The 6,448-nt window shown below is 34.8% G+C and carries 7 protein-coding genes and 1 tRNA gene; 6 read left to right on the top strand and 2 right to left on the bottom strand.

Annotated features, from left to right (window positions below):
• From LDB17_RS07880 to LDB17_RS07905, 6 genes are all read left to right on the top strand, one after another.
• Window positions 1–414: DUF4494 domain-containing protein (locus tag LDB17_RS07880; RefSeq protein WP_393924975.1), on the top strand; the 414-nt coding region annotated here is incomplete at its 5' end.
• Window positions 415–463: 49 nt separating this feature from the next.
• Window positions 464–1,132, top strand: a complete 669-nt coding sequence (locus LDB17_RS07885; RefSeq protein ID WP_252636423.1) for a YggS family pyridoxal phosphate-dependent enzyme — start codon at window positions 464–466, stop codon at window positions 1,130–1,132.
• 21 nt (window positions 1,133–1,153) lie between these two features.
• The gene (locus LDB17_RS07890; protein WP_006842748.1) at window positions 1,154–2,095 is read left to right on the top strand and encodes a hydrogen peroxide-inducible genes activator; all 942 of its coding nucleotides are present in this window, start codon (window positions 1,154–1,156) and stop codon (window positions 2,093–2,095) included.
• Between the two features lie 141 nt (window positions 2,096–2,236).
• The gene (locus tag LDB17_RS07895; RefSeq protein WP_252636422.1) at window positions 2,237–2,902 is read left to right on the top strand and encodes a hypothetical protein; all 666 of its coding nucleotides are present in this window, start codon (window positions 2,237–2,239) and stop codon (window positions 2,900–2,902) included.
• A gap of 74 nt (window positions 2,903–2,976) precedes the next feature.
• Window positions 2,977–3,050: transfer RNA gene (locus LDB17_RS07900), tRNA-Ala, on the top strand.
• Between the two features lie 154 nt (window positions 3,051–3,204).
• Window positions 3,205–4,410: a phage integrase SAM-like domain-containing protein gene (locus LDB17_RS07905; RefSeq protein ID WP_252636421.1), complete on the top strand. Its 1,206-nt coding sequence runs from the start codon at window positions 3,205–3,207 to the stop codon at window positions 4,408–4,410.
• 23 nt (window positions 4,411–4,433) lie between these two features.
• Here the strand turns inward: LDB17_RS07905 and LDB17_RS07910 are convergent, their stop codons facing one another.
• Complete coding sequence (locus LDB17_RS07910) at window positions 4,434–6,068, bottom strand: hypothetical protein (protein ID WP_393924976.1); 1,635 nt, start codon at window positions 6,066–6,068, stop codon at window positions 4,434–4,436.
• A gap of 137 nt (window positions 6,069–6,205) precedes the next feature.
• Window positions 6,206–6,448, bottom strand: a 243-nt coding sequence (locus tag LDB17_RS07915; RefSeq protein WP_393924977.1) for a hypothetical protein, incomplete at its 5' end; no start/stop codon positions are given.

Raw genomic sequence — 6,448 nt, forward strand, 5'->3', positions numbered from 1 at the left:
CTGGAAAATGGTATGCAAAAGAAAGTAACTGAACCATATTTAGTAGATGCACTATCTTTCACAGAGGCGGAAGCCCGTATAATTGAAGAAATAAAACCTTATATATCGGGAGAGTTTACAATCGCAGATATTAAAAGAGCTAAATTGTCTGAATTATTCTTTAATGATAATGGCGATCGTTTTTTTAAAGCTAAAGTAATGTTCATTAGTTTGGATGAAAAAAGTGGAACGGAAAAGAAAACAGCAGTACAAATGCTAGCTCAGGCATCTGATATAAAAGAAGCGCTGAAGGTTGTAGAAAAAGGCATGGAGGGAACCTTGGCTGATTATACTATTGCTTCATTATCCGAGACTACTATTATGGATGTGTTCCCTTATTCAGAAGACGAAAAGAAGAAAGTAGTATTGGTATGATTTGCCATAAAGTTATGGTTGATAAATTATATTGTGTTACCGGCTTGAAATGAATATATCAGATAACTTACATAAAATAAAAGAGACTTTACCTGAAACTGTAAAACTTGTCGCTGTATCTAAATTTCATCCTGTAGAAGCTATACAGAAACTTTATGATAACGGTCAACGGGTTTTTGGTGAAAGTCGGATGCAAGAGGTAGATCTGAAGCATAGTCAGTTGCCACAAGATATAGAATGGCACTTTATAGGTCATCTTCAAACAAATAAAGTGAAAGCAATCGTTCCATATGTTCATACTATTCATAGTGTTGATAGTTGGAAGCTTTTGCAGGAAATAGATAAGCAGGCAACAAGTGTAAATAGGCGTATTTGCTGTCTTTTAGAAATTCATATCGCTGAAGAGGATTCTAAATATGGCTTATCATTTGATACTTGTCGGCAGATGCTGGATGAAGGTCTTTGGAAGCAGTTGAAGTATGCATATATTGGAGGGGTAATGGGTATGGCTACCTTTACGGACAATGTAGACCTGATAAGAACAGAGTTTCGCAGCCTGAAACTATTCTATGATGAACTTAAAGCAGACTATTTCCATGATTTTGATTCGTTTTCCGAAATTTCTATGGGAATGTCTGATGATTATGAAATAGCAGTGGAGGAGGGAGCTACTATAGTACGAGTAGGTTCTTCAATATTTGGACAAAGAGAATACTAACACTAACTAAATACCGTAGATATGAACATACAGCAACTGGAGTATATTATTGCAGTGGACAATCACCGCCACTTTGCAAAAGCGGCTGAAGCTTCTTTTGTAACGCAGCCTACCCTAAGTATGATGATCCAGAAATTGGAAGATGAACTGGGGGTTAAAATATTTGATCGTAGTCAGTTGCCTGTTCAGCCAACTGTTATTGGTATTCAGATCATAAATCAGGCTCGTGTCATTGTATCGCAAGTAAAGCAAATAAAAGAAATAATCCAAGAAGAGAAAGGAATAGTTCAAGGTGTGTTTAAACTGGGTATAATCCCTACTATAGCTCCTTATTTATTACCTAAATTAATGAAAGTTCATGACGAAAATGGTTATGATATTGTTCTGGTAATAGAAGAAACCACAACCGGTCAGATAATAGAAAAGTTGTTGAACGGGGCCTTAGATGGTGCTATATTGGCTACACCTCTTAAAAATGATAAGATATCTGAACATCCGATATATTACGAACGATTTTATGCTTACGTTTCTCCCCGCGAAACATCACTCTATGCAAAAAAAGAGTTGGAAGAAGATGATCTGAATATAAACCGTCTGTGGTTGCTTGAAGAAGTTCATTGTTTCCGAGGACAGATATTGAGAATTTGTAATATGCGTAAGCGTAAAAGCTCACATTCTTTATTCTCTTACGAAGCAGGAAGCATAAGCACACTGATCAATATTGTAGATAATAATAGTGGGCTTACTATTATTCCGGAGATGGCTATAGAAGATCTTACCGAACAACAAAAAAAGAATGTGCGTCCGCTGAAAGGTATTTCACCGGTAAGAGAAATCAGCTTGGTTACTCGTAAAGAATTTTTGAGAGAAAGAGTTTTGGATATAATAATTTCGGAAATAAAGCAATCGGTACCCCAACCTCTATTGAGTTTAGAGCTAAAAAAGTTCGTTGTGGATATTTGATCTGAAATTTCTGTATAATAAAATATAAGAAAGTCCTGAAGTTATCAGGACTTTTACTGTTTAAAGAGAATAAATACTGAATTATTTGTAGATTTATAAATACTTTATTTTCTTTGTTAAAGCTTTAAATAAATGCCTATTATGAAAAACAAATATCTTCTTCTATCGTTATTCTTTAGTCTCTTTTTTGTATCATTGGAACTGCAAGCTCAAGAAGACAATGTATATATATTCGATGAATTTAAAAATGGAAAAGCTGTATATAAAAATGGTGCAGTTGTATATGCAAAGCTTAATTATGATCCTTTAAATCAAAGGATGCTCTTCCTCTCACCTTCGGATAATGCTTTACTAGAGATAGTCAATCCTTCGGATATTTCATATATCAATATTGAAGGCCGAATGTTTGAGCAAATAAAAGGCAATTTATTCTACGAACGGATTAATTATAATAACTTCATTTTTTATATACAATGGAGATATAAAGCTGTATCGGAGGGAAAACCGAGTGGTTATGGTACGACATCTACAACAAGCGCTATTACGAGTGTAAGTGTAATTAATAAAGAAGGACGTACTATTCCACTGAACGTTTCCGAGAAATTTAATTACAAGCCTGATAATTTCTATTATATAAAGATTAATAATACACAGAAGCGCTTTTCTTCGCCAGACTCATTAGCAAAGTTATTCAAAGCTCACAAAGAAGAAATCAAGAAATATATTAAGGAAAATAAGCTGGATTTTGATAATCTGGAAAATATTAAGTCTGCTGTGGAATACTGCTCACAGTATGCAGGTAAATAGAGATAAAGTTCTCTTTTTATTTATATATCTGGCATTATTAGCGAAAATTGTATATATTTGCACAGCTTTCATCGGGGGCATTAGCTCATCTGGCTAGAGCGTTAGACTGGCAGTCTAAAGGTGATCGGTTCGAGTCCGATATGCTCCACAAACTTATTTTAAGTTGCTTGTAGTAAGCGTTTTATTTAAAATAAGTGTCTGTTTAAAAGTGTACCAGACACTTTCCAGACAAAAATGACTCATAAAGTTAGAAGTTAATATTCTGTGTTTGTCGCGATTCACTTAAAAAACTTTTAATGAATATGGGACGTAGAAAAGTAAAATTCGTTCTCCCACGATTAATAGATTGTGGTGGGGATTTGAGTAAAGAATGGTATGTTGAATATTCCTATCGAGATGAAAGGATTGACAAGCTTGAAAGATATAGAATATATGAAGGGTTCAAGCAAATAGATACTGCTAAAAAGAGGCAAGAACACGCTCAAAATATCATAAAGGAGATTACAGATAAAATTTTAAGCGGATGGACACCATTCGACTTAGAATCTGTTGTGATCAATAACAGGATCGCTTATAATATTCAGGCTCGTTTTTATGGATCCAGGGAAACGACTGATAAAAATCTCTTCTATTATATCAATACCTTTTTAGAAGAGAAGTCGCCAATTTTAAAAAAGAAAACACATCAGGACTATACATCTAAACTAAGAATATTTTACCAATGGCTTTTATCAAAGGGTAAAAAAGGAATATTTGCTCAGGATGTGACAAATGAGATAATAACAGAATTTTGTTATTATCTCATAAACGATCGTCAATTAGAACGAAGAACGATCAAAGACTTTATAGCTCGGATAAGCCAGTTATATAATTGGATGATTAAAAGGAATTTTGTAAATAAAAGCCCGGTATACGAACTTCCGGAAGGACGACAAAGAGCAGATCATTCGGCACAACCTATGACCCGGGATGATGCAAAGTATCTGCTAAATTACATTAAGGAAAACGACGAACAGGTATATCTTTTTTGCGCCATGATATTTTATTGTGCCATTCGTCCGGGAACAGAACTAAGATTATTGAGAGTGAAGGATATTAATTTCTTCACCAATACTATCCGAATTAGAGAAGAAAATGCAAAAACAACTCAAGGGATTATAAATATGCCTCCTGAGATACAAAAAATAATCAAGTCTATGAATATTTCAACGTATGATAGGGAGTTTTATGTGTTTGGAAAAACTAAAGAGCCCGGGCCTGAATGCTGGGGTAAAAATAGATTCAGATTAGAATTTAATAAATACCGTGACATCCTTGGATTTCCGAAGGAATATAAACTATATAGCTGGAAGTGTACCGGTGCTATACTTTTTGCAATGAGTGGAGCCCCATTGCCCGCTATCAGGGATCATTTGCGACACACTCACACCACAACGACAGATATATATCTTTCTAAGAAAATGGGACGAAGGAATGATTATGTAAAGAATAAGTTTCCTAAATTATAAAGAAAAAGAGGCGTTAAGCCTCTTTATTCTTTTCTTTTAGGATAAAAATACCCCAGTGCATATTTTCCAAATCCATCGATTTGAATTGTTTTCTCAACCTTCAAACAGATAAATTCTCTATTTCTTATAATGAAAGTAGATTGTATGTTGAATCGATCATTTAACTCGAATGAAAATTTATATGGCTCTGTAGTGTCTATGATTTCTGTTTTGCTATATATTTCTTCATTTATAACATCTAGTCTGAATGAATTGGAAAGATGTCCCCCTGTTGACATATAATGTTCTTCTTTGCTGTCAGGCAAGTCTTCATATAAGCTCTCAGTATAAGCCATGGGATATATTGCCGAATGTATTATTACACCCGAACCTCCAAGCCTTTTTCGAGTGGCATTTTTCAGACCATCATAAATAGCTAATCTTAGACGGCTTCCACCTTTATCTTCATTGTCGTCGGGCTCCGATTCGATCGAATCCTGGACATTTTTAATCTCTATTACTTCCGGATTTTCTGTAGGGGGCCCGCTAACGTCAGACTTTACAAGTTCATCATAGTTTTCAGCTACCGGAATTTGAAGCCAAAAATCAGAGGTAACTTCCGAAACACTGGATGGTGCTGTTTGTATCCACGTTGAAATAAACGAGGCTGGAACTATTTTTAATTCAATATCTATATCATCTGATTCCGGATTATTCATCAGTGGCTTAAAGCTGTCAATTTTCTTTAATGTAACGGTCGATCCGATTTTGAATGCAATAAATTCAGACTTATCACTCGGGCTATCTACTGTATAGATATATTCGAAATTATCTGCCGGATTAGCATTAATACGTGCGATTAGTTCACTCAATGAACTAAAATTCATTCTTTTTGCATTCGTCCGGGTAAAGCTGTTAATTCTCATATAGAGATAATAATCATCTTCCGAAAAATCATAAGAAACATTACCATTTTGAACCCTTTTGTCGTTACTTTGATCAATATCTACATCAAATTGATCTATCACGTTCAAATCTTGCTTTTCGGTAAATTCTGAGGCTTGATATGTGTATAATAGCCTAACCGATTTATTTTTTTCATCAACAACAGTAACTAAATCCAACCATAACTCCAGCTGCTCAAAAAAATCTTTTACAGTCCAGTTTGGCAGCATCTTAGCAAAATCGTATGTTCTAAAGCCATGTACTATATAATATTGCTTGCGGATAGGATCATCTTCAATAACATTGTATTCCATAATATAGCCCAAAGCATTTACAACCTTTCTGATGATGAAACAAAGAAAAGGTTGTGGAACTTGTCCTGAATAATAAGGCTCAAATACAGGTATCGCTTGAGATGTTTCCGGGATAGAACTCATGCCATGATGGTTTGGTAATGTAAAATTATTACCAATACGTAATATCACTTTAGATTCTTCATTTATAGAAGTGTCATATCCGGCAGTATATGGAGCCAATACCCAATCTCTTTCGGGGTATGTTTTATTCAAATCCTCATATACTTTTCTGGCAATATCGAGCCAACCGGCTCCTAAATATGGAAAAGCCATACCAAGATCAAGTTTTCGAAGTTTTTTATCAGATCCAATCAGAAAATTAAACTCCGATTTTCCACTGGCCAGTTGTATTTTTACATTCGAATCTCCAAAACCCAATATGATTTCCGTTCCATTAAGGGCTACTCTGTTATCTACTATCAGTATTGCACTTCGTCCCGGACGATTTTTCCTCTACTCTATATGAGGAAAATCCGGTATTCACTAAAAATGAGAAATACACGTATGATTTGACATTATCTCTGAACAATTTCAGAAATGCCCGTATTTATGAAAATATAAACCGGGTAAATATAAAAAATGGCATACAACCGGGACGAAGTGCAATACTGATAGTAGATAACAGAGTAGCCCTTAATGGAACGGAAATCATACGTGTATTTCTCATTTTTAGTGAATACCGGATTTTCCTCATATAGAGTAGAGGAAAAATCGTCCGGGAGTGCTACTTCTTGTCCGTTAATTAATAATCTGATCAT

The sequence above is a fragment of the Dysgonomonas sp. Shenzhen-Wh21 genome, assembly GCF_043392705.1.
Classification (GTDB): domain Bacteria; phylum Bacteroidota; class Bacteroidia; order Bacteroidales; family Dysgonomonadaceae; genus Dysgonomonas.

Bases quoted from the DNA above. Each gene is read 5' to 3' on its own strand.
- LDB17_RS07885 (WP_252636423.1), top strand. From the start codon at position 464: ATGAATATATCAGATAACTTACATAAAATAAAAGAGACTTTACCTGAA.
- LDB17_RS07890 (WP_006842748.1), top strand. From the start codon at position 1,154: ATGAACATACAGCAACTGGAGTATATTATTGCAGTGGACAATCACCGC.
- LDB17_RS07895 (WP_252636422.1), top strand. From the start codon at position 2,237: ATGAAAAACAAATATCTTCTTCTATCGTTATTCTTTAGTCTCTTTTTT.
- LDB17_RS07905 (WP_252636421.1), top strand. From the start codon at position 3,205: ATGGGACGTAGAAAAGTAAAATTCGTTCTCCCACGATTAATAGATTGT.